General features: G+C 41.4%; 17 protein-coding genes and 2 tRNA genes. 9 read left to right on the top strand and 10 right to left on the bottom strand.

All coding sequences use genetic code 11. The annotated features are described in order from the left end of the window. Positions 1–23: 23 nt before the first annotated feature. Both pepT and B3Y13_RS05330 read right to left on the bottom strand, forming a co-directional pair. Positions 24–1190 (bottom strand): tripeptide aminopeptidase PepT, encoded by a 1167-nt coding sequence (gene pepT, locus B3Y13_RS05335; RefSeq protein ID WP_296693189.1) that lies wholly within the window; start codon positions 1188–1190, stop codon positions 24–26. Positions 1191–1233: 43 nt separating this feature from the next. After that, the gene (locus B3Y13_RS05330) at positions 1234–1704 is read right to left on the bottom strand and encodes a DUF6174 domain-containing protein (RefSeq protein WP_296693188.1); all 471 of its coding nucleotides are present in this window, start codon (positions 1702–1704) and stop codon (positions 1234–1236) included. 264 nt (positions 1705–1968) lie between these two features. Here B3Y13_RS05330 and B3Y13_RS05325 point away from each other — a divergent pair, with 264 nt between their 5' ends. The 3 genes from B3Y13_RS05325 (at position 1969) to B3Y13_RS05315 (ending at position 6409) form a co-directional block, all read left to right on the top strand. Then, positions 1969–3408 carry an anthranilate synthase component I family protein gene (locus B3Y13_RS05325; protein ID WP_296667895.1) on the top strand — a complete coding sequence of 480 codons (1440 nt, stop codon included), beginning with the start codon at positions 1969–1971 and terminating at the stop codon, positions 3406–3408. Between the two features lie 267 nt (positions 3409–3675). Beyond that, on the top strand, positions 3676–5307 hold the full coding sequence (gene groL, locus B3Y13_RS05320; protein ID WP_296693186.1) for a chaperonin GroEL: 1632 nt from the start codon (positions 3676–3678) through the stop codon (positions 5305–5307). A 259-nt stretch (positions 5308–5566) separates the two neighbouring features. Beyond that, positions 5567–6409, top strand: a complete 843-nt coding sequence (locus tag B3Y13_RS05315; protein ID WP_296693183.1) for a M15 family metallopeptidase — start codon at positions 5567–5569, stop codon at positions 6407–6409. 49 nt (positions 6410–6458) lie between these two features. Here B3Y13_RS05315 and B3Y13_RS05310 read toward each other — a convergent pair whose 3' ends face one another. Then, positions 6459–7709, bottom strand: a complete 1251-nt coding sequence (locus B3Y13_RS05310; RefSeq protein WP_296018264.1) for a deoxyguanosinetriphosphate triphosphohydrolase family protein — start codon at positions 7707–7709, stop codon at positions 6459–6461. Between the two features lie 14 nt (positions 7710–7723). Beyond that, positions 7724–9124: an MATE family efflux transporter gene (locus B3Y13_RS05305; protein ID WP_296667889.1), complete on the bottom strand. Its 1401-nt coding sequence runs from the start codon at positions 9122–9124 to the stop codon at positions 7724–7726. A 116-nt stretch (positions 9125–9240) separates the two neighbouring features. On the opposite strand from B3Y13_RS05305, the gene B3Y13_RS05300 reads away from it, so the two are divergent. Further along, positions 9241–9313: transfer RNA gene (locus B3Y13_RS05300), tRNA-Thr, on the top strand. 67 nt (positions 9314–9380) lie between these two features. Here the strand turns inward: B3Y13_RS05300 and B3Y13_RS05295 are convergent. Next, positions 9381–10298 (bottom strand): NAD(P)/FAD-dependent oxidoreductase, encoded by a 918-nt coding sequence (locus tag B3Y13_RS05295; RefSeq protein ID WP_296667887.1) that lies wholly within the window; start codon positions 10296–10298, stop codon positions 9381–9383. Positions 10299–10615: 317 nt separating this feature from the next. Further along, positions 10616–12103 (bottom strand): RNA polymerase factor sigma-54, encoded by a 1488-nt coding sequence (rpoN, locus tag B3Y13_RS05290; protein ID WP_296693181.1) that lies wholly within the window; start codon positions 12101–12103, stop codon positions 10616–10618. Between the two features lie 402 nt (positions 12104–12505). Here rpoN and B3Y13_RS05285 point away from each other — a divergent pair, with 402 nt between their 5' ends. From B3Y13_RS05285 to B3Y13_RS05275, 3 genes are all read left to right on the top strand, one after another. Next, positions 12506–13363, top strand: a complete 858-nt coding sequence (locus B3Y13_RS05285; RefSeq protein WP_296667884.1) for a DNA adenine methylase — start codon at positions 12506–12508, stop codon at positions 13361–13363. A 3-nt stretch (positions 13364–13366) separates the two neighbouring features. Next, a complete protein-coding gene (locus B3Y13_RS05280; RefSeq protein WP_296693178.1) occupies positions 13367–15052 on the top strand; it encodes an AlwI family type II restriction endonuclease in 1686 nt (561 codons plus the stop codon). Positions 15053–15407: 355 nt separating this feature from the next. Beyond that, positions 15408–16100 carry a DUF6261 family protein gene (locus B3Y13_RS05275; protein ID WP_296693176.1) on the top strand — a complete coding sequence of 231 codons (693 nt, stop codon included), beginning with the start codon at positions 15408–15410 and terminating at the stop codon, positions 16098–16100. Between the two features lie 334 nt (positions 16101–16434). On the opposite strand, the gene B3Y13_RS09915 is transcribed toward B3Y13_RS05275, so the two are convergent. Together B3Y13_RS09915 and B3Y13_RS05270 are read right to left on the bottom strand one after the other, a co-directional pair. Further along, positions 16435–16632, bottom strand: coding sequence for a type II toxin-antitoxin system YafQ family toxin (locus B3Y13_RS09915; protein WP_414718187.1), 198 nt, complete (start codon positions 16630–16632; stop codon positions 16435–16437). Positions 16633–16706: 74 nt separating this feature from the next. After that, positions 16707–16925 (bottom strand): hypothetical protein, encoded by a 219-nt coding sequence (locus B3Y13_RS05270; RefSeq protein ID WP_296668191.1) that lies wholly within the window; start codon positions 16923–16925, stop codon positions 16707–16709. Positions 16926–17470: 545 nt separating this feature from the next. Here B3Y13_RS05270 and B3Y13_RS05265 point away from each other — a divergent pair. Then, a complete protein-coding gene (locus B3Y13_RS05265) occupies positions 17471–18787 on the top strand; it encodes a DUF1015 domain-containing protein (RefSeq protein WP_296693173.1) in 1317 nt (438 codons plus the stop codon). 86 nt (positions 18788–18873) lie between these two features. On the opposite strand, the gene B3Y13_RS05260 is transcribed toward B3Y13_RS05265, so the two are convergent. Beyond that, complete coding sequence (locus B3Y13_RS05260) at positions 18874–20856, bottom strand: RecQ family ATP-dependent DNA helicase (protein ID WP_296668194.1); 1983 nt, start codon at positions 20854–20856, stop codon at positions 18874–18876. Between the two features lie 85 nt (positions 20857–20941). Between B3Y13_RS05260 and B3Y13_RS05255 the strand changes: the two genes are divergently transcribed. Continuing rightward, positions 20942–21024: transfer RNA gene (locus tag B3Y13_RS05255), tRNA-Leu, on the top strand. 119 nt (positions 21025–21143) lie between these two features. Here the strand turns inward: B3Y13_RS05255 and B3Y13_RS05250 are convergent. Continuing rightward, positions 21144–22694 carry a YifB family Mg chelatase-like AAA ATPase gene (locus tag B3Y13_RS05250; protein ID WP_296693170.1) on the bottom strand — a complete coding sequence of 517 codons (1551 nt, stop codon included), beginning with the start codon at positions 22692–22694 and terminating at the stop codon, positions 21144–21146. Between the last annotated feature and the right edge of the window lie 88 nt (positions 22695–22782).

Genomic DNA, 22782 nt, shown 5'->3' with positions numbered 1-22782 from the left:
TATTTTTTTAATTTAGTTTCGGCTTAAACTGAGCACAAATTTATTAGGACTTCTAATGCCTTGCTCATTTCGTTCAGGCTTGCCCACTCTGAGCGCGAATGAAAATCGTGGCCGCCAGTAAAAATATTTGGTGTTGGAATTCCCAGTTCTGTAAGCCGTGAACCATCTGTTCCTCCGCGGATTGGAGGAAAAACAGGCTCAATTCCGGCAGATTTGTATGCGTTTACAAGTTTTTGCACGGTTTGAGGTGAATTTTCAAGTCCGTTTTTCAGGTTTGCATATTGAAAAGTGTGTTTTACTTCTGTTTTGCCGCCAAAAATCAGGGCCGTTGTCTGTGCAAGTTTTTCGATTAAGGCTTTTCGTTTTTCCATTCCTTCTGTGGAAAAGTCTCTCAAAAAAACAGTAACTTCTGCTTTTTCTATTGTGCCGGAAATTTCCATTGGCGCAAAAAATCCTTCAAAACCGCATGTTGTTTCTGGAGCTTCGTGTCGTGGAACTGAAGCAATAAAATTTGCCGCCATAACCGCCGCATTTACCATTTTGCCGCGTGCGCTTCCTGTATGAGTTGAAATTCCTGTAAATTTAATTTCGCTTTTGCAGGCGTTAAAACATTCGGTTTCGAGTTCACCCAAATTTCCGCCGTCTACAGTGTAAGCTTGTTTTGATTTTATTAGGTTGAGAGGAACGTTGTCCATTCCATGCCCAGTTTCTTCGTCCGGGCTAAAGCAAATTTCTATTTCGCCGTGTTTTATTTGCGGATTTTCCTTAAAAAAAGCAAGTGTCTGCATAATTTCGGCAATTCCTGCTTTGTCGTCAGCCCCCAAAAGTGTTGAGCCGTCTGTCGAAATTATTGTGTCGCCGTCTTTTTTTGTAAGAACAGGTTTTACATTTTGACCTGAACATTCTTCTACAGTGTCCAGGTGCGCAAGAAGACAAAATGAATCTGAAACATTTGCTCCGTCCGAAGCCTGCAACCGACCGTAAACGTAGCATTTTTCTGTAATTTGAACGTCGGAAAGACCGAGTTGTTCAAGTTCTTCTTTTAGAAGTCGAGCTAAGTCAAACTGTCTGTCGGTCGAAGGCTGAAAACCCGAATCGGCACGGGAACTATCGCTGGTTGTCCAAATCTGAACATACCGTAAAAACCGTTCAAGAAGAGCATTTTTTTGCCCGTCAGAAATAAAAATCATAAAAATATTATAAGCAAAAAACGAAAAATAAAACAGAGGAACGTTAAAGCGGTTTTAAACTCTTTACAATGTATTTGAAAGTTGCTGTTTTTGAATCGTTTTGAATGGCGGAATACAAAAATAGTTCTGGATAGCCGTATGTTTTGTTGTAACTTAGAAGCAGTTTTTCATAATTTGAACTGGTGTCTGTGGATACTGTTTTTATTGCGGGGAACAGTTCCTCTATGGAAGTAATCAAGCTATCTTCTTCGGATATGTTAGTTTTTTCTGAGAATTTTATTGAATTATTTTTGCCGGAAACTGTAATTTGAACTTCGTATGCTTTTTCCGAATTGCCTTGTAGTTCGCCGTTTAGAACAAAAATGTAGTTTTCGGGCTTTTTTATGTTCCACAGGGCATAATTTTTGGAATAAGAAGTTTCGCTAAAATCCATGGGTTGGTCGCCAGGTCCGTCGGAACCGTAAATGTTATGGCAGGAAAAAGTCAGAAGCGAAATAAAACAGGCTGTAAGCATAACGGCAAAAAAAGTATTTCTTTTATTTATCTTCTTCCTCTTCTAGGTTATGGGCTACTCCAAAAAAAACGCTATAAAACTAAATATAACAAAAAGTTTAAATATGTCAAGTTTTTTGTATGAAACTCAAACTGTTCAAAACTTAAGTGTCATTTGCTTAAATTTTTGAATAAGAGGCGTTGCTGTTTTTTATTTGTTTCTATTGACAGAAACAGAATATTGATGTATTGTTTCTTTTGATAGAAACAATAATTGGGGTTTTTTATGTCAGATATTTTTGATTCAGTTTATAAATGTATTTCTAGTGAGCGTTATACTCCTTATTCGTTGGCCCGCAAAATCGGGGCTGTTGGCATTTTGGAATCGGCAAGTTTTGCAAAAGGGCGTGAACGTTACTCGATTTTGATGGCTGAGGAGGCTTTCAAGATTGTTCAGGACGATGACGGAGTTGCATTTTTAATTGACGGCTCCCGTGTGCCTTTTGTTCCTGTGGAAGATTCTCTTGACGCTCTTGGCCGTAAAAAGCCGGCTGATATTTTGGACGCTCTTTTGTATGTTGCACAGCAGCACAAAAATTTTGAAAATTCTTCTGATATTCCGGTTCCGGCTTCTGGAATGGGATATTTGAGCTATGAGTTTGCAAGAAGATGCGATAATATTCGTTTTTTTGAGCAGGAAGATGAACTTGGAATTCCTGAAAGCCTTTTTATTGCCGGACATATTTACATTGTGTTTGACCATTTTACCGAAACAATGCATATTTTTGGTTTTAACTACAAGGAGCACAAAATCGATATTCAAGCTGCTGTTGAAAAAATGGTCAAAAGAATAAACGACATGGATTTTTCTTATGTTGAAAACGAAATTGGAAAATTTGAATATAAAATTCTGACAGATATTGAGCAGTCTAAGCGCGAATATGTTCAAAAAGTTGAAGAACTTAAAAAGCACATTGTTGACGGAGACATAATCCAGGCGGTTCCGAGCCGCCGTGTCCAGATCGAATGCAAGGCGACGGCTTTGCAGGTTTATGGAAAACTGAGAAAAGTAAATCCTTCGCCTTATATGTTTTATCTTGATTTTGGAAATTTTCAGTTGACAGGAGCTTCTCCGGAAAGTTTGGTGCGCGTGCGTGAAGGAAAAGCGTCGATTCATCCGATCGCAGGAACAATTCATCGTGGAAAAAACGAAGCCGAAGATGAAGAATTGAGCAAAACTCTGCGTGAAAATCCAAAAGAACGCGCCGAACATCTTATGCTTGTTGATCTTGCAAGAAACGATTTGGGACGAGTCTGCAAGAGTGGAAGCGTGACTGTTCCTCAATATATGGAGTGCGAGCGTTACAGCCACGTAATTCATCTTGTTTCGAATACGGAAGGTTTTGTGCGCGAAGGCGTAAAGCCGATTCAGGTTTTGAGGGCGTCTTTTCCGGCAGGAACTGTGAGCGGAGCGCCTAAAATCAGCGCAATGCAGATTTTGAGCCGTTTGGAAAAAATAAAAAGGCGTTTTTATGCCGGGGCGGTCGGATATATCCAGAACAACGGGGATTTAGATTTTTGCATTACGATTCGTTCTTGCTTGTGTAAAGATGGAATTTTTAGTTTGCAGGCCGGTGGTGGAATTGTTTACGATTCGACTCCTGAACGTGAATTTACTGAAACTCAGGAAAAGCTCGGCGCTTTGATTGATACTTTGACTAAATAAAAAATGCGTTAGGTTATGGAGCACCGCCGAAGGCGTTCCAAAAGACAAAATGGGAACCGTTTTGTCTTTTGGAATGGAGCGAGTAGCGGAAGTGCGGAACAACCGGCCCGCGCAAGCGGGAAACGCCCATTATGATTATTTTAAAATTTATTTCGAATTCATTTACGAATTTTCTTGCCGATTGGAATTTATTTTTATATTTTAAAGTTAAAGTTGATGAAAAATCGCTTTGGATAACGAAAAAAAATTATAGGAGATAAATAGAAAATGGCAAAACAGTTGATTTTCAATGAAGATGCGCGCAAAAAGATGCTTTCTGGCGTTGAGCAGATTGCACGCGCTGTAAAAGTTACACTTGGTCCTTGCGGACGTCTTGTTATGCTGGACAAGAAATTCGGCGCGCCGACTATCACAAAGGACGGCGTTAGCGTTGCAAAGGAAGTTGAGCTTAAAGACCCTTTTGAGAATATGGGTGCTCAGCTTGTAAAAGAAGTTGCTTCTAAGACAAACGATGTCGCAGGCGACGGAACTACAACTGCCACTGTTTTGGCTTACGCAATTGTAAAAGAAGGATTGAAGTCAGTTGCCGCTGGAATTACTCCAATCGAGGTTAAGCGCGGAATTGACAAGGCTGTCGCTGTTGCTGTTGAGGAAATCAAAAAGAACAGCCGCGCAGTCAAAGGCTCGGATGATATTACCCACGTTGCGACAGTTTCTGCGAACAACGACCCTGAAATCGGAAAAATCCTTGCGGATGCAATCGAGAAAGTCGGAAAAGACGGCGTAATCACTGTTGAAGAGTCCAAGAATATGGACACAACTGTTAAGACAGTTGAAGGAATGCAGTTTGACCGCGGATATATCTCTTCTTACTTTGTTACAGACCGCGAGAGAATGGAAATCAACTACAGCGACGCTTATGTTTTGATTCACGACAAGAAAATTTCCACAATGAAAGATCTTCTTCCATTGCTCGAAAAAGTTGCTCAGACTGGAAAGCCGCTTGTAATTATCTGCGAGGATATGGACGGCGAAGCTCTTGCAACTTTGGTTTTGAACTCAATCCGCGGAACACTCAAATGCGTTGCTGTAAAAGCTCCTGGATTTGGCGACAGAAGAAAGGAAATGCTTCAGGACATCGCGATTTTGACTGGCGGAACTGTAATCTCTGAGGAGCTTGGACTTAAGCTTGACCAGACAGACCTTAGCCAGCTTGGACAGGTTAAATCTGTAAAAATCGACAAGGACAACACAACTTTGGTTGACGGAGCAGGCGACAAGAAAGCGATTGCCGACCGTGTTGCGGAAATCAAGGCTCAAATTGAAAAATCTACTTCTGACTACGACAAGGAGAAGCTCAAGGAGCGTCTCGCAAAACTTTCGGGCGGAGTTGCTGTAATCAATATCGGTGCAATCACTGAGACCGAGATGAAAGAGAAGAAATTCCGTGTTGAGGATACTTTGGCGGCTACACGCGCGGCTTTGGAAGAAGGAATTGTTCCAGGCGGCGGAATTGCGTTGCTTGAAGCTGCGGCTGCTCTTACTGACGATGCTGCGAAAGACCTTTCTGACGACGAGAAAGTCGGATTCAAGATTGTCCGCCGCGCTTTGGAAGAGCCAATCCGCCAGATTGCTGAGAACGCAGGCGTTGACGGTGCGGTTGTCGCTGAGAAAGCTAAGCACGAGAAGAAAGGCGTTGGCTACAATGCACGCACTGGAAAATGGGTTGACCTTATGGATGATGGAATCATTGACCCAGTTAAGGTTACACGCTCGGCTTTGCAGAATGCGGCTTCTGTTGCAGGAATGTTGCTGACTACAGAATGTGCTATCACAGACATTCCAGAGCCTCCGGCTCCAGCAGCTGCTCCAAACCCGGGAATGGGAATGGACTACTAGAAAAGACTAGTCAAGGCCTTGCTTTTGAGAAAATCATTAGCAAGGTCTTTTTTTTGTGCTTTTTTTGTTTAAAACTGAAGAATTTTGGTATAAAATATTCTATAGGCAGATGAATTTCAGACATACAAGTTTTACAGCAAAATTTTTCATTTTTTTAGCGGTTTTATTTTTTTTGATAGGGACTTTTTTTTCAATTAAGAAAAAAAATGTAAAAAAACAAAATGAACTGGATTCGATTTTTGCCGAAAAAATAAGCGATTTGGCAGAAGAGAAAAAGCTTCCGGAAGAGCCTGTTCAGCTTGAAATTTTTAGAAAATCTTATCCTGACGTTTCTTTTGAAAGTTTTTACGATGAAGAAAAAAATGACTGGCTTGTAAAAATTTCTGCTCCGATTTTCCCGGACAAAGAAGAAAAAAAACAGACAGAGTTGTGGTGGGCGGACGGCAGGCTTTTGCCGGAAGATGAACTTGAAAACAAAAATGAATATTGGAAACTCATTTACCAATATTCAAAACTGAAAGATCCGAAAGAAATGAATGCTGAAGAAATCGAAGAAGTACGGAATTTTTCTTCAAGCAAAAACAGGCAAACTTCTCAGGGCACGCCGATGTTTTTTTTTGATTTTTTGTATGCTGCAAAATCCAAGGTGATAATTGAGGATCATATAAGTTATTCAACTTTTTTAGGAAAATCGACAAAAATTCATGAACGGATAAAAAATCCTCTCTTAAATGTTGAAACACGGATTTTAAACCTTGCAAAGGAAGATCCCGAAATTGACGGATTTATAAAAAATTTAAAATCGGCAGATGCCTACAATTGGCGTGTAATTGAAGGTACTGGCGGAAGAAAATCTTTTCATTCGTATGGAATTGCAGTCGATTTGATTCCGAAAAGGCTCTACGGAAAAGCAATTTTTTGGAGCTGGACGCGCGACAAAGATCCGAAAAACTGGATGCTCACTCCTCTCGAAAAACGCTGGATGCCGCCTCAAAAAATAATCGACATTTTTGAAGATGAAGGATTTATTTGGGGCGGAAACTGGATAATTTTTGATAATATGCACTTTGAATATCACCCGGAAATTTTAAAAGGAAAGTAAAATTTCGTTTTTTTTGTTCGCATTGTCCGGACTTTTTTGACTGAGATTTCTAAAAATTGATGATTTCATCATAGCAGGCGATTGCAAAATTGTCTGTCATTCCGGAAATATATTCGATTACGCATTTTTGGTAATTTTCGTATTCATTTACATCAAAAACAACCGGCGTTTCGTAGCGGAGTGTTTTTTTTCTGTCAGGAGCGTCCTGAGGAATGTAATTTGAATATCGAATTAGCCAGTCTTCGAAAGTTGAGCTTAAATTCTTAAAATAGCGCATGGAAGATGGAATTCTTCCATTTTTTGCAAAGCTTTGTGTGCCCATCAAAGTTCTGTAAATTGTTCCCAAAACATTTTGTGCATAATTTTTAAATTCAAGAAGACGCCAATGGCTGTAAATTTTTTGAAAACTGAATTTTTTTAATTCGCTTATAAACTTAAAATATTGCTCGCTAAAGCAAAGCCCTTTTTCCGGACTTGAATTCTTGCAGAGGTCTACAATCATATCGTTGATTAAGACGGTTGTGTTTATTGCTTTTCCAGAACTTGAAAAACCGAGAGTGCTGCCTACAATTTCGCGCAATTGACGGTAACATCCCATGTCGAGAATGTGGTAGCGACGTGCGTCCTGCAAATCTCTTCCCAAAAATGCAATTTTGTCGCTGAGTTTTACAATGCAGCCTTCCCATGTGAATGGCTGTACAAAACCTGGAACTTTTATGTCGTAAAGAGGAATGTTTTCTTTACGAGGTTTTAATCCCTGCTGGTCAATTTCGCCACAGTGGCAGACAATTCCGTCGCGGACAGCATAAGTTAAATTCAATGTACGCTCAAAACCGTCTGGGTCTGGAAGAGTTTCGATATAATCTGCAAAAAAAAGAGAATTTCGTTCATGCCAGAATTTTTTAGGAGCATTTGCGCCCGGACGCTGTTCCATAAGGCTGTTTAAAATTTCTTCGCCGGTATGGCCAAAAGGCGCGTGTCCCAGATCGTGTCCTGTTGCAATCGCCTGCGTCAATTCGGTATTGAGTCCAAGATATTTTGCGATTGTGTCAGAAACTGAGGCTACGTGAAGAACGTGTTCCATTCGTGTGCATACGTGGTCGTTGTGCGGAGAATAAAAAACCTGCGTTTTGTGTTTTAACCGGCTAAAAGCCTGGCAGTGCAAAAGTCTTGTGTAATCTCTGTCAAAAACAGAGCGAATTGAATTTCCCCGGTCGTAAATTGGAATTTCCCGCTTTACCGCATCCTGCCATTTATGATTTAGAGAATTTGTTGCATCTTTTTCAAATGAATTTTTCATAATTCGATTATAACTTACTTTAATTTTTTTAGATATTTTATTAAAAACGGCAAAGTGATGAACGCAGAAAGCAAATCGCTCAGAGCCGGAGTGAGCATAATTCCAGCAACTGGTTCAAATCCAAAAAGCTGAACAGTGTAAGGCAGACATAAAATCATTGGAACAAAAACAATTCCCTGTCTGAGAGACGAAAGCACTGTTGCAGAAAGTTTCTCGCCGGCAGTTTGTAAAAGCATTGTTGAACCAAAAATAATTGAATGAAAGGCAAGAACGCAGCAGCTCATTCTGAGAGCAATTGAAGCGACTTTTATGACGGCTTCATCGTCACGAAACGAATGCGCAATTTGCGGGGCAAAGATAAAAACGACAGTTCCAAGGACTGCCATTGCGAGCGAAGTTCCTTTTATTAAAAAAGCAACAGCCTGTTTAACGCGGTCATATTTTTTTGCGCCGAGATTTATTCCGCATACAGGCTGAAAACCTTGCCCAAGTCCGATTGCAACCGCCATTAAAAGCTGGCAAATCCTGTTGCTGATAGACATGCCTGCAACCGCGGCGTCTGCCGTCTGAGCTGCTGTCAGTGCAAAACCAGACATAAGGGCGCCGTATTTTGCCGCGCCGATATTCATAAAAATTGTCGAAACCGAAGTTGTGCCCTGCCGAAAAAGGCTTGGAAGTCCAGTCGTAACAATGTCAAAATAAACTGAAAATTTTTTTGCAACCGACTTTATATTGAATTTTACAACTTGAGGATTAAAGAAAAACATAGAAAGCAGGATAAAAAAACTCGTAATCTGGCTTATTAAAGTTGCAATCGCCGCTCCAGAAATTCCCATTTTAAAGACAAAAATAAAAAGCGGATCTAAAAGCATATTCAAAATTCCGCCAGTAACCATTCCAATCATCGAAAAAGCGGCCTTGCCCTGAAAACGCAACAGATTGTTCATTGCGAAGGCGCTCATCATAAAAGGGCAGCCAAAAATTATAAAACGCGCGTAATCAAGCGCAAAAGGAAAAATAGTGTCAGTTGCGCCAAGAAGTCTAACCAGAGGCTTGTTAAAAATTGTTCCCAAAATCGAAAAAATAAGTCCGAGGCTAAAAACGCAGACAATTGCCGTAGAAACAAAAGTTTGCGCTTTTTGGCGGTTTCCAGAGCCAAGCGCACGGCTTGTAATAGACCCAGAACCCATTCCAATCATAAAGCCGCCAGCCTGAATCATCGTCATAAGCGAAAAAATAACACCGACAGCGCCAGAAGCGCTAGTTCCGAGCTGACTTACAAAAAAAGTGTCCGCCGTATTGTAAATCGCGCTTACCATCATCGTAATAATGGTTGGAATTGCGTTTTTTATAATAAGCGACCCAACTGGCTGGGAAAGCATAAGTTCAACAGTGTTGAAAGAGCGGGAATTCATAAAAAAGATTTTCCCAAAATCAAAAAATAAAATCAAGCAATAAAAGTTAGTGTTGATAAACCTTAACAAACAGATAGTTGATTTTCTAAAAAAATTTTATTAACATATCCAAGTACGCCAACTTAGCTCACCTGGTAGAGCAGCTCCCTCGTAACGAGCAGGTACTCGGTTCAAGTCCGGGAGTTGGCTTTTTTTTGTTTTAAATCCTTGCATTTCAACAACTTGCTGCATTTAAGCGGCATAAAAAACTTTTTTATCAGTTTTTTGAATAACTTCCTGGTTTATTCCTCAAAAACTCGATCGCGCTCAAACCTGCCAATGCCCCTTCAAAAACCGCTTTGCTTACTTGCAAAAGTCCGCCCGTGCAATCTCCGCAGGCAAAAATCCCCGGAAAATTAGTCTGCATTTTTTCGTCAGCTTTTATTTTGTCGCCGTCCAAAAAAATGCCTGCTTTTTTTGCAAAGTCTGCGGCGCCAGCTTCTCCCAGCGCAATAAAAATTCCGTCCGCGCTTAAAATTTCTCCGTCAAAAAAAACAAGCGAGTTTACAAGTCCAGAATTTTCGTCGCCCTTAATTTCTTCGATTTTTCGTTCATCAACAAAATACTTTGTGTTCAATTTTTTTAATTCATCGCAATTTTCACCGTTTGTAAGAATTTTTACGGAAGAAGCGACATTTGCAAGCACATCAGCCTCGCTCAACGCAAATTTTCCGTTTCCAATGACTACGACATTTTTCTTTCTGTAAAAAAAAGCGTCGCAGACAGCGCAAAAACTGACGCCTTTTCCTTCAAAATCCTGCAAGCCCTTGATTTTTGGACGAAGTTTTTTGTTTCCCGTGGCAAGAACCAAAGATTTTGCCTCAAATTTCTGTTTGCCAGCCAAAATTTCAAAATTTCCGCTTGAGTTTACCTCAAAATGCGTAATTTCCAGTTTTTTTACAGCAATTCCCAAATTTTCCGCCTGCAAAAGCCCCTCATTGTAAAGTTCCGCCCCGGAAATTCCGTCCTTAAAACCGTAATAATTTTCAATTTTGTGCGCTTTTTCCAATGATCCGCCGCCGTTGTGCAAAACCAAAACCTCAAAGTTGCCACGGCGAGCATAAATTGCCGCAGAAATTCCCGCCGGCCCGCCGCCAATAACCGCTAAATCAAAAATTTTTTTGCTTTCAACCATAATTTAATTTTAGCATATTTTAAAAACTTAAAAAGAATTTGGAGCGCAATTTTCTAAAAAGAAAAGTTTTTCGGCTAAACCGTCCAGTTGCCGCAAAAACCGGCTTTCCACCCTTCGCTAGCCGCTCATTGCCGTTCCGGCAACTCCGGGGTTCCAATCCGGGCTGCAAGCCCGGCCGTGCGCGAAAGCGCACACGAAAAAAAGACGGGTTTTGCGCAAGCAAAAGCCGCAGCATGCGAAGCATGCAGGCATCCGGGCTGCAAGCCCGGCCGTGCGCGGAAGCGCACACGAAAATAACCGGGTTTTGCGCACACAATTTACTGTCTTGAATACGAAGAATCTATGTTCAGCTGGGAGCGGTATTTTGCAACAGTCCGCCGTGCAATTTTTACTCCGCGCTCAAGCAAAATATCTGCAATTTTCTGATCGCTCAAAGGTTTTTTATCATCTTTGTGCTCTTCAAGAATTTTTTCCAATTCCGCCATAACGCCCTGCTTTGAAGCTGGAATGTCTTCTTCCGGCAGGTTTTGACCGACAGCATTTGTAAAGAAAAATGAAAGCTTAAAAAGTCCCTGGCTGCATCGCAGATATTTTTCATTTGCCATGCGGCTTATCGTCGCTTCGTGAACATTGATAATCGCCGCAACGTCTTTTTGCCGCAGCGGCTTTAAATAACGAGGCCCTTTTTCAAAAAAATCTTTTTGAAGGCGCACAATCTGCTGGCAGGCAAGCAAAAGCGTTTTTTTTCTAAATGCAAGACTTTCCATAAAATCATTTGCAGAGCGGACACTTTCCATTATAAACCTATGTTCGGAACGTTTTTTTTCAGATCCTTCGGTAGATTTTGTAACCCGGCTTCTGTCCAGCGAAAGTTCGTAGAAATCTTTGGAAAGTTCAACAACCGGCAAAATTTCATCATTTGCGCGGACAGTATATTCACCAGTTTCCTCGTTTTTTTCGACATAAACATCGGGCGCAATGCAGATATTGTCAGAAGGCGAAAATTCTGAGGCCGGAAAAGGATTGAGTTGTCTGATATAAGCAACAGCCTGTTCAATTTGAGTTTCGGTAAAGTCCATCAAGCCAAATTTTTGAGCGTCATCTGGATTTTCGCGGGCAAAATTGCGGATTTTTTTTAGGATTTTTGGAATTTGCGGAGGATTTAAAAAATCAAAATGTCCGTCCAAAATAAAAAGCGCCGCTTTTGGAGAATTTTCATTTGCTTTTGCCTGAATAAAAAGGCTTTCCTCAAAATCTTTGCAGCAAGTTCCGACAGGATCAAGCTGCTGAATTTCAGAAATTGTTTTCTCGAGAAGCTCTGGAGTTTGAGCCGAATCTTTTTTGTCTAAAAGCGAATAAGGGTCAAAAATAAAAAATCCGCGGTTGTCCAAATTGTGAATCAAGGCAAGTCCGATTTTTTCCTGCGCAGGTGAATGAAAAACCGACAAAAACTGCTGCTCAAGATGTTCAGAAAGAGTTTCCCGATTGTCTGGAGAAGATTCGAGCGCAGACTGAAAATTGTCGCTTGCAATTTTTCCAGCCTGAGTTACAGAACCGATCTTAAGGTTGTCAGAAGAAATTCCAGAAACTTTCGCATCTTTTACGCCGTCAAACGCAGCATCTTTTGTAATTACAAGAGCAGGATTTCTGGCAACTGTCGTATAAATTTCCTGGCGCAAATCGAGGGAAGACATTGCAAGAAGTTTTAAGGACATGAGCTGTTTTTGGCTCAATTTTTGCGCCTGAACCTGCCGCTGCTGCTGAGAAACGCGCTGCTGTAAAGAAAACGAAGGAATTTCTGACATATATAAATTATACAACTTTTTTTAACATCGCGTTAGAGGGCAATTTATAAGATTTATATACGATTCTTGTCCCAAAAACCGCACGTTATTTTGGACAATTTTTTTCATGGGCGTTCGCCGCAAAACTTCGTTTTGCTTCACGAGTTTGCAGAGCAAACTCGCTCCGCCGGGCTTTTCGGGGTTACGCTATTCGCTCCATTCCTACGCTACGCTTCGGAACGGCTACGCCGCCCCTACAATCCCTAACGCATTAGCGTTAGGACGTGCGCGCAAGCGCACACGTCAAATACCCGAGTTTTGCGTCANNCGTCAGCAAAATCTCGCAGCAAACCGCAGGTTTGCAAATCCCTAATGCAAAACACTATGGAAGTTTTGTCAAAAAATGTGTATAGTGTTTTTATAATGAAACCGCTTATAAAATATCGTGGCGGAAAATCTAAAGAGATTCCGAATATTCAAAAGCACATTCCTCAGTTTTCTGGCAAATACATAGAGCCGTTTTTTGGGGGAGGCGCACTTTATTTTTATCTTGAGCCGAAAAATGCAATTATAAACGATATAAATGAAAAACTGATTTCTTTTTACAAAGGAGTTCAGTCAGACTATTCAAATTTAAGAATTGAACTTGATAATGTAGAAAAAATATACGAAGAAAACCGCTCAGCTTTTGAAGTGTTAAAATCAAAAACTCCTGATGAACGTGTTGAAGATAAAAATGAAGATTTTTATTATTCAATCCGAGATATGTTCAATGGCTTATCTGAAAAAAAATATTCTGATGCACTTTTATATTATTTTATAAACAAAACCGCGTATTCTGGAATGATTCGTTACAATTCAAAAGGCGAATTCAATGTTCCTTATGGACGTTACAAGCATTTAAATACTTCCCTTGTAACAAAAGAACATTCAGAACTTTTGAAAAATGCAGAAATTTTTAATTCAGATTATAAGAATATATTTGATATGGCAAAATCTGATGATTTTATTTTTCTTGATCCACCTTATGACTGCGTTTTTTCTGATTATGGAAATGAGCAGTATAAAGACGGTTTTAATGATGATGCCCATAGAAAACTTGCTCAGGACTTTAAAAATTTGCCATGCAAAGCTCTCCTTGTAATAGGAAGAACTCATTTAACAGAAGAGTTGTATGGAAATTTAATTATCGATGAATATGAAAAAAGTTATGCGGTAAACATTAGAAATAGATTTAAGGCTGCTGCAACACATATTTTAGTTGCAAATTACAAGGAGTAGAGCTTGGCAAAGTCAATTGACAGCAAAGTTGTGTTTATGACAACTTCGCCACGAACACCAGAAAAAATGATTCCGGAAATTAATTTGCTTGCAAAAAATTTCTCTGGAAAAAAATGGAATGTTCAGACGCAAGTTCAATTCATGCAGTTATTGCGAAATGAAAACTTTTTTCATGGTTCAGGCGAAAATTCTCCTGATTTTAGTGCACGCGATAGGATAAACAGAGCTCCAAAATCTCTAGGCTTTATAACACTTGCGCCTGCAATAAACCTAACTCCTGCTGGAAAACAGCTTGTCTCTGCAAAACGCACAGAAGAAATATTCCTGCGCCAGCTTTTAAAATTTCAAATTCCATCTCCTTACCATGAGCCGTCAGAAAAAGCGGCAAAGTTTTTTGTAAAGCCATATCTTGAAATATTAAGGCTTATACACAAGCTTGGAACATTGAAATTCGATGAGCTTGTGATTTTCGGTCTGCAGATTACGGACTACAGAAAATTTGATGAAATTGTTAAAAAAATAGAAGATTTCAGAAAACAGCGCACAACAACTACGAAAAAATATAAAGAATTTAAACAATCGTATTTTTATAACGAACTGCAGGAAATATATAAAGAAGAAATCGAGGCTGAAGAATTTTCAACAAGGGAAAGCACGACAAAAACTGCAAAAGAATTTTTCAATAAAAAGATGAGCAATATGCGTGATTATGCGGACGCCTGTGTCAGATATTTGCGTTCGACAGGGTTAGTTTCAATCTCTCAGCTTGGAAAGTCGCTTTCAATTATGCCGGAAAAAAAGGCTGACGTTGAATTTATATTGAAAAATGTAAGCAGAGAACCTGTTTTTATTGATGATGAAGAAAAATATATTGAATATCTTGGCAATCCGGAACTTCCAAAACTTTTAACAGATGATAAAACAGCGTTAATTGAAAAACTTAAAACAGAACTTCCTTATGAAAAAATCAATGAAAATCTTTCGATTCTTGAGTTAAAAGAAAAGCTTGATGACGCGCTTCTTGCAAAGAAAAACGAAATAATCAGAAATCAGGTTTCCGAAATAAAAGACTACAAGCAGTATGACGACATACAGCAGATATTTGATTTGATTCCAAAGCGAAACAGCGAGCTTTCAGATGTTCCTCTGATGTTTGAATGGAACACTTGGCGCGCAATGACAATGCTTGACGGCGGAAACATAAAGGCAAACCTGAAATTTGATGATTTTGGAAACCCTATGTCAACGGCTCAAGGAAACATGGCGGATATTGTCTGCAATTATGATGATTTTGACTTGATTGTTGAAGTTACAACGGCAACCGGTCAAAAACAGTATGAAATGGAAGGAGAACCTGTTTCTCGCCATTTAGGCAAATTGAAGAAAGAAAGCGGCAGGGAAACTTACGGACTTTTTATTGCTCCGACGATAAATGAGGCTTGCGTTGCCCAGTTTTATATGCTGTACCACACAAATATTTCTTATTACGGCGGAAAATCGGCTATTGTTCCTCTTCCGCTGAATATTTTCAGAAAAATGATTGAAGATTCATTTAAGGCTGACTATACGCCAGATTCCAACCAAGTGAAAGCCTTTTTTGAGCATTCAAAAGAAATTGCAAAATCAAGCTCTAACGAACAGGACTGGTATAGAAAAATCACTGAAAAGGCATTGGATTGGCTTGGTTAGCCGGAATTTTTTCCGCTTCGGCATTGTGCCGATTGCCGGCTTTTGAGAATTTCTTGCTTCGGCATCGCGCCGATTGCTGACTTTTACAAATTTCTTTGTTCGGCGTCGCGCCGAATGCCGTCTTTTACAATTTTCTTGCTTCGGCATTGTGCCGATTACAGTTTTTTCAAATTTCCAGTTTCGGCGTTGCGCCGATTGCGGAGTTCAGTTTTTTAAATCGGCAAAAATCCGCTAAAAAACTTATCTGATAAAATCAGACAATATAGAAAACCGTGCTATAATTTTTATCAGGTTTCGCGGCTGCTGCATTGGCAGCGCGATTTATCAGTTCAAAAAGTTTTCTAAGGGGGAATTTATGAACAAACTTACAGCTAGAGCCAGAATCACCGAGGTGGACGGGCTTTCGGATTCAATCATCCGCATTTTCGGCGCAGATACAAAGGCTCAGGAAGACACCTTCCTAAAAGGCCAGATAGCGGAGCTTACAACTTTAAGCGACGCGATTACGGCTGCAATCTTGCAGGACAAGGCTGTGTCGAATCTTGACGAGGCGGACTCAAGGCGCGACGAGGCAATCAAGAATCTGGGCGCGCTTCTTTCGGGCTACGCGGTTTTTCCGGTGGAGGAGAAGAAAGCTGCGGCTCTTGACTTGAAGGCGGTTTACGACAAGTATGCGAAGTCGGGCATTTTGAGCGCGAGCTACGTTTCTGAAAGCTCGATGATTGAAAGCCTGATCGGGGATTTTTCATCGGCGGAAGCGAAGGCGAGCATTGAAAAGCTGGACGGTGTTGCGGAGCTGGTTTCGGCAATCAGAGCGGCGCAGGACAACTTCACGGCGGCGAACGACGCTTTTGTAAAGGCGGAAGGCAGCAAGGGCGCGAGCGCGTCAAGCTACAAGAAGCCGATTCTTTCTGTGATAAACGACAAGATTGTTCCGTACCTTAACACGATGGCGGTTGTGGGAAACACGGCGGTAGCGGACTTTGCGAAGGGCGTTGAGACTGAAATTAACCGCGTGAACGAAACAGTCGCAAAACGCGGAAAGTGAGTTCAATTCGCAATGTCATTCCCTTGCTTGACAAGGGAATCTATTGCACGGGATTGTCGGATCAAGTCCGACAATGACAAAGAGCGGGCACGACAATGACAGAGGATTTCAAGTCCGGCAATGACAAAGGGTTTCAAGTATGGCAATGACAAAGGATTTCAAGTCCGGCAATGACAAAGAGCGGGCACGGCAATGACAGAGGGTTTCAAGTACGGCAATGACAGGCTAGTTTTATGTCATCTTCGGGCTTGACCCGGAGAGCTGTTGCATAAGACTGCTTCGCATTGTATTTTTTCAGGCAGCTTCTGCTTTACGGCGGGGGGGGCTGTTTTTTTTATTTCCCGAACAGTTTGCTGTGTGTTCCTATTCGGAAAGCGGATAGCTGGAGAATGTCTTTTTCGATTTTATAAATCAGGACTAAGTCGGGCTTTATGTGGCAGTCTCTGTAAGATTTTAGTTTTCCTGTCAGCTGATGGTCGCAGTATTTCGGCTCAAGAATTTCGCCGTCTGCAAGCCTGTTGATAATTTCAATTGTTTTTGACTTTTCGTCCGCAGCAATCTATTTTGCGTCTTTCTTAAATGCCGACGTAAAATAGATTTTGTATTTCATAAATCTGCGAACGCTTCCTGAGCGGTGGCGTAGGTTTTCAGCGTGCCGTTTTTGACTGAGGCGTTGTATTCTTTTTCGCCTGCTTTGATTGATTCCACAAGTTCTGCCGGATATTCATCTTCTTTTACGTAGGAATAAACTTTTTTGCTCATCTTGTTTATCGCGTCTATCATTTCCACAAGTTTGTTGTCCGCGTTTTTTATCACTAAAGTCATGTTTCGCCTCTTTTTGAATATAGCATAGAAAAGCGGAATTTTCCATAAAGAAAGATGTGGCTTCTGCTTTGCGGCGGGGGCTGTTTTTTTAACGATTGTCATTCCCTTGCTTGACAAGGGAATCTATTGCACGGGATTGTCGGATCAAGTCCGACAATGACAGAGGCTTTCAAGTATGGCAATGACAAAGGGTTTCAAGTCCGACAATGACAAAGGGTTTCAAGTACGGCAATGACAGAGGATTTCAAGTATGGCAATGACAAAGGGCGGGCGCGCACGTCCTAACGCTAACGCGTTAGGGATTGTAGTGGCGGCGGAGCCGTTGCGGAACGGAGCAGGGCGGAGCGAAGCAATGAAGCCGAAAGGCGGAACCACGAAAAGCCCGGCCTGGCATATTCTTTCAGGAAAAAAACTTTTTTCCAAAAAAAATTAAAACGGCAAAGGCAAAACAAAAGTAAAAAAAGCCAGGAAACGCCCAAATACAAAAAAATTGACAAGGATGTCAGAGAATTCCCAACACGGTAAAAATTCGCTAGAATAAAGCAATGAAAACTTTTGAAAAATTTGGAACTGCTATTCCGCAGATTCTTTTGCCAAAAAACATTGATTTGAAAACCTGGTCGGTTATTGCCTGCGACCAATACACTCAAGACCGCGAATATTGGGAAAACGCAAAAAAAATTGCCGGCGAAAAACCGTCATCGCTCAACTTGATTTTTCCGGAAGTTTATCTGGACAAGTCGGACGAAGATTCAAAAAATGAACGCATTCACAAAATTCAGTCTGCAATGGATGAATACATCGAAAAAGGCGTTTTTGATTCTCCGCAGGAAGAATGTGTCTATATTGAAAGAAAAACCGCCTACGGCCGCACGCGAAAAGGCCTGGTTATGTGCGTCGATTTGGACAGTTACGAATGGAAACCTGGCTCAAAAGCCTTGATTCGCGCGACAGAAGCAACTGTTCCTGAGAGAATTCCGCCAAGAATGAAAATCAGAAACGGCGCAAAACTTGAGCTTCCGCATATCATGCTTCTTGCAAACGACCCGAAAGATGAGCTTGTCGGAGGAGCCGGAAAACTTGCAAAAAAGCAGATGCCGGTTTATGACGGCGATTTGATGCAAAATTCTGGCCATATTACAGGCTGGGCTGTAAAAGGAAGCGACGCTGAAAAACTGCTCGAAAGCGCGCTCTCTGATTTGGCAAAAGCCGGAACAGATGCTGACGGAAACACCTTCCTTTTTGCAGTCGGCGACGGAAACCACTCTCTTGCGACAGCAAAAGCTGTCTGGGAAGAAAACAAATCCCGTCTTCCTTCTGATTCTCCTGTGCGCTATGCCCTTGTCGAAATCGTAAACATTTATGACGAAGGGCTGACTTTTGAACCGATTCACCGTGTTTTGTTTGGAATTGACAGCGAAAAGCTCATTTTGACTGTTGCTCAAAAACTTGGCGGAAAAGTCTGCGAACTGGAAAATGAATCTGAGCTTGAAAAAGAAGTTGCTTCCAGGAGCGCAGACGGCGCGCGATACGGATTTATCTTTACAAAAAATGGAAAAACTTCGTTCAAAATGCTCGAAACTCCGGTCAAAGATCTGGCGATCGCCGCTCTTCAGCCTGTGATCGACGGCTTTATGACCGAAAATAAGGCTCAAAAAACGCAGATTGATTACATTCACGGAAGCGACGAGACTGTCGGACTCGGAAAAACAGAAGGCAATACAGGAATTTTGCTGCCTCCGATTGCAAAAGACTGCTTTTTTGCGACAATCAACGGCAGAGGTCCGCTTCCTCGAAAATCATTCAGCATGGGCGAAGCTAGCGAAAAAAGATTTTATGTTGAAGCGAGAAGACTTTTTTAGTTTTTAATTCCAGTTCTACACAAAACCGATAAAGCCACGGCGGAAAGACATTTTTCTGAGCGTGGCTTTTTTGTTTTTAATGCATTTTAAAAATTTTGAATCCGCTCCAAAATTTCCTTCCCAAATTTTGCCGCCTTGTTTTCTCCGATTCCATAGCAGTCTAAAAGTTCGTCCATCGACTTTGGCTTTTTTGCCGCAAGCTCGTGCAAAGTCCTGTCGCCAAAAATTACATACGGAGGAACATTCATCTCTTCAGCCTTGTTTTTCCGCCACTTTTTTAAGCTGGAAATCATAAAAAGCGTATTTTGGTCGGGCGCTTTTTTTTGAAAATTCCCATCATTCCCCTCAAAAGAAGAAGTTTCCGTTTTTTTGCGAAGAACAAAATCAGCCCGAAGAGAAGTTTTTTTTGATTTTCCATTTTTTCCAGAAGGCTTTGGAAAAAGAAGTCCGCCGGATGAACCTGCGCCCGCCCGGTTTTTCGGAACAAAAGTTCCCGTAGCCTTGAGAGATTTTTCAGACGGCAAGGCATTTTCAAAAGGAAGAAGAATTTTATCCCGGTTTTTTAGCACGCCAAGCCCTTCTTTTGTGAGCATTAAAATGCCGTAATCTCCGGTTTTTACAAGATAATTTTTTTCGATTAAAAGAGAAGCCAGTTCCATCCACTGAGCTTTGTCAAGTTCCCGGCCAATTCCCCATGTCGAAATCATATTGTGCGAATTGTCGAGAATTTTTTTACTTCTAGAACCCAAAAGAACATCAGCAATATACGCCGCTCCAAAATGCGAATTTGTGCGGATTATACAGCTCATAAATTTTTGGCAGGGAATTGTCATATCAGAAAGAACAGCTGGGCCTTTTGAGCAGATGTCGCAGCAGCGGGCATTTTTTTCTTTTTCGTTGTCATAAAATTCGCCAAAATACGCCAAAAGTTTTTTTCGCCGGCATTCACGTGCCGAAGCATAATCTGTCATTGACTGCAAGAGATTTTCTGATTTTTGAGGGTCGGAGGCATCCGTAAAAAAATGCCTTATTTTAAAAATATCAGCCCCGGAATAAAGCAAAAGCGCTTCGCTCGGAAGCCCATCCCGTCCAGCGCGTCCAATTTCCTGATAATACTGTTCAAGCGACTTTGGCAAGTCATAGTGAATTACAAAACGCACGTTCGGCTTATCGATTCCCATTCCAAAAGCCAAAGTTGCCACCATAATCTGCACCTGATCGCGGATAAACTGATTCTGATGATTTTTTCGCTCCTCGTCAGAAAGCCCGGCATGATAATTTAGAGCCGAGTATCCGAGTTTTAAAAGAATCTGCGTAAGAGAATCAACCTGCTTGCGGCTAAAACAGTAGATTATTCCGCTTTCGTCCCAATGCCTGCGAATACAGTCTACCACCTGGCTTACAGGATCGTTTTTTCTGGCAACCGACAAAAAAATATTCGCCCTGTCAAAGCTCGAAATTTCAACTTCAGGTTCTTTTAACGCAAGGTTTTGAATAATATCTGCCCGCACCTGAGCCGTAGCGGTCGCAGTAAGCGCAAGGCAAACCGCATTTGGAAACTGTTTTCTTACAGCAGAAATTTCAAGAAATTCCGGTCTAAAGTCGTGTCCCCACTCAGAAACACAATGAGCCTCGTCAATCGTAATGCAGCTGACTTTTACGTGGCTGTCGTGAAGCAAATCCTGAATTTTCGGAGAACTCAAGCCTTCCGGCGAGACATAAAGAATTTTTGTTTCACCACGACGAATTGAATTCATCGATTCAAGATATTTATCCCAGTCAAGAGTGCTGTTCAAAAAAACTGCATTTATTCCAGAAGCCAATAAACTGTCCACTTGATCCTGCATAAGAGAAATAAGAGGCGACACAACGACAGTAATTCCGTCAAAAATCAAGGCGGGAATCTGGTAACAGAGGGATTTTCCTCCGCCAGTCGGCATAATTGCAAGAGTATCTTTTTTATTAAGCACATTGGAAATGATTTTCCGCTGCAGAAGCCTGAACGAATCGTAGCCGAAAATTTCTTTTAAAACTTTTTCCGGTTCGCAGCCAATATAATCTTTATTCATTGTTATTCCGAGCCTATTATACAAAAAAATTGCATTATAGTGTTGCAGAAAAATATTTTTTTCTGCTATAATAGCACTTGCGTTTGCCGAAGTGGTGGAATGGTAGACACGAAAGACTCAAAATCTTTTGCAGGCGACTGTGTAAGGGTTCAAGTCCCTTCTTCGGTATAAAAGAATCTGTTTTTTAACAGGTTCTTTTTTTTTACTTTGTGCGAGTTTTTTGAACGCTTTTCCGCAAGCTCGCATCTATTTTCTTGAAGAATGGCTTTTTCGTCCGCAAAAGTAAGCTATTCTCCCGGCAAAACAAATTCTAAAGGTCCGCTGTTTCCTCTCAATTCGACAGCTTCTCTTAAATCAGAAAATTCAATCCGCAAATGATTTTCCATATCAGCAATTGTCCTTGCAATTTTTAAGCATGCGCTCACTCCTCTTTGCGACAAGCTGTTTTTTTTCCGCTGATTTTCTAAAAATCGTTCCTGTTCTTCGTTCAAGCCGCAAAATTCGGAAATTTGCTGCGGACTAAGCCTCGCNNACTCCCGCTGTTTTTTTACCGCCACTGCGATTTTTTTACGCAAAGCCCCAGTTGAAAAATTTTCATTTTCTTCACCGTCATTTTTACTTTCTTTTTCAACTGCCGAAACGCAAACCCTTAAATCAACCCTGTCTAAAAGAGGCCCGCTAAATTTTCTCCAGTACATTTCCACAGAACGTGCGCTGCAAAGACAGATTTTTCCTTCAACTCCGTAATTTCCGCATGGACAGGGATTTGCCGCCATCAAAAGCTGAAAATTCGCAGGATAGACAGTGCTGCGTCCTGCCCGGCTCAAAGTAATTGTCCCGGTTTCGAGAGGAACACGAAGCATCTGCAAAACACTTGTCCTAAACTCCGCAGCCTCATCTAAAAAAAGAACTCCATTGTGCGCCAAAGAAATTTCTCCCGGACGGCAATTAACTCCGCCGCCGCAAATTCCTTCTATGCTTGCAGTCTGGTGAGGCATTCTAAAATCGCCTTTTCGCATTATTGAGACGGACGGCGGCAAAAGCCCTGCCAAACTGTGAATTCTCGTTACGCTTTGAGATTCCTCCATCGGCAAAAGAGGCAAAAGCCCCGGAAATTTCTGCAATGCAAGCGTTTTTCCGCAGCCTGGAGGCCCAAAAGCAAGCAAATTATGCCCGCCGGCCGCAGCAACCTGCAAAGCGCGAATCAGTTTTCTTTGTCCGAAAATTTCCGCCATCTCAAAACCTTCATCAACCGGAGGAAAAAGCACATTTTCGATCCAAACAGAACCTTTTGGCGCTCCCTGGTCTTCAGAAAATTCTCTTCCTTCACAAAAAACTTCCGGTTTATAAAGCGCATCAAACGCTTCTGCTAGATTTTCCGCCGCAAAAACCTTCATTCCTGCAACTTCCTTTGCTTCGCCAGCATTTTGCGAACTTACAATGCAATAATCAATTCCTGCCAGCTTTGCGGTTCCGGCAGCAGCATGAACTCCACGGACAGGCCGCAAAAGCCCCGAAAGCTCAAGTTCGCCCATAACAAGCACGCTTCTTTCAGAAAAACTGCCTTTTTGAGCATCAAGAACTGCCAGCGCAAGCGCCAAATCAAAACCGGCCCCTTCTTTTTTCAAATCTGCCGGAGACAAACTGATTAAAACCCGCTCCAAAGGGAACTCAAAACCAGAATTTCTGATCGCCGAACGCATCCTTTCCCGGCTTTCCTTGACAGCGCCGTCCGCAAGCCCAACAACGTCCACAGCAGGAATTCCACGCCTTAAATCAACTTCAACGGCAACAAGCGAGCCTTCATATCCAAACGGCGAAAAAGAAAAAATTTTCATAAAACCGACCCCTTAATAATTCTCAAAAAGTTTCTATAATAATAAGTGGCCGTAAAAGTAAAAATTTTACAAAAAATTCACAAAAAAA

This window comes from Treponema sp. UBA7567, from assembly GCF_002476655.1.
GTDB lineage: Bacteria > Spirochaetota > Spirochaetia > Treponematales > Treponemataceae > Treponema_D.
The sequence above is the reverse complement of the archived record's forward strand: the minus strand, read 5'-3'. Positions and strand labels throughout refer to the sequence as shown.

Excerpts from the sequence above, each read along its gene's own strand:
- pepT (WP_296693189.1), bottom strand. The coding sequence starts at position 1,190 with ATGATTTTTATTTCTGACGGGCAAAAAAATGCTCTTCTTGAACGGTTT.
- B3Y13_RS05330 (WP_296693188.1), bottom strand. The coding sequence starts at position 1,704 with ATGCTTACAGCCTGTTTTATTTCGCTTCTGACTTTTTCCTGCCATAAC.
- B3Y13_RS05325 (WP_296667895.1), top strand. The coding sequence starts at position 1,969 with ATGTCAGATATTTTTGATTCAGTTTATAAATGTATTTCTAGTGAGCGT.
- groL (WP_296693186.1), top strand. The coding sequence starts at position 3,676 with ATGGCAAAACAGTTGATTTTCAATGAAGATGCGCGCAAAAAGATGCTT.
- B3Y13_RS05310 (WP_296018264.1), bottom strand. The coding sequence starts at position 7,709 with ATGAAAAATTCATTTGAAAAAGATGCAACAAATTCTCTAAATCATAAA.
- B3Y13_RS05305 (WP_296667889.1), bottom strand. The coding sequence starts at position 9,124 with ATGAATTCCCGCTCTTTCAACACTGTTGAACTTATGCTTTCCCAGCCA.
- B3Y13_RS05295 (WP_296667887.1), bottom strand. The coding sequence starts at position 10,298 with ATGGTTGAAAGCAAAAAAATTTTTGATTTAGCGGTTATTGGCGGCGGG.
- rpoN (WP_296693181.1), bottom strand. The coding sequence starts at position 12,103 with ATGTCAGAAATTCCTTCGTTTTCTTTACAGCAGCGCGTTTCTCAGCAG.
- B3Y13_RS05285 (WP_296667884.1), top strand. The coding sequence starts at position 12,506 with ATGAAACCGCTTATAAAATATCGTGGCGGAAAATCTAAAGAGATTCCG.
- B3Y13_RS05275 (WP_296693176.1), top strand. The coding sequence starts at position 15,408 with ATGAACAAACTTACAGCTAGAGCCAGAATCACCGAGGTGGACGGGCTT.
- B3Y13_RS05270 (WP_296668191.1), bottom strand. The coding sequence starts at position 16,925 with ATGACTTTAGTGATAAAAAACGCGGACAACAAACTTGTGGAAATGATA.
- B3Y13_RS05265 (WP_296693173.1), top strand. The coding sequence starts at position 17,471 with ATGAAAACTTTTGAAAAATTTGGAACTGCTATTCCGCAGATTCTTTTG.
- B3Y13_RS05260 (WP_296668194.1), bottom strand. The coding sequence starts at position 20,856 with ATGAATAAAGATTATATTGGCTGCGAACCGGAAAAAGTTTTAAAAGAA.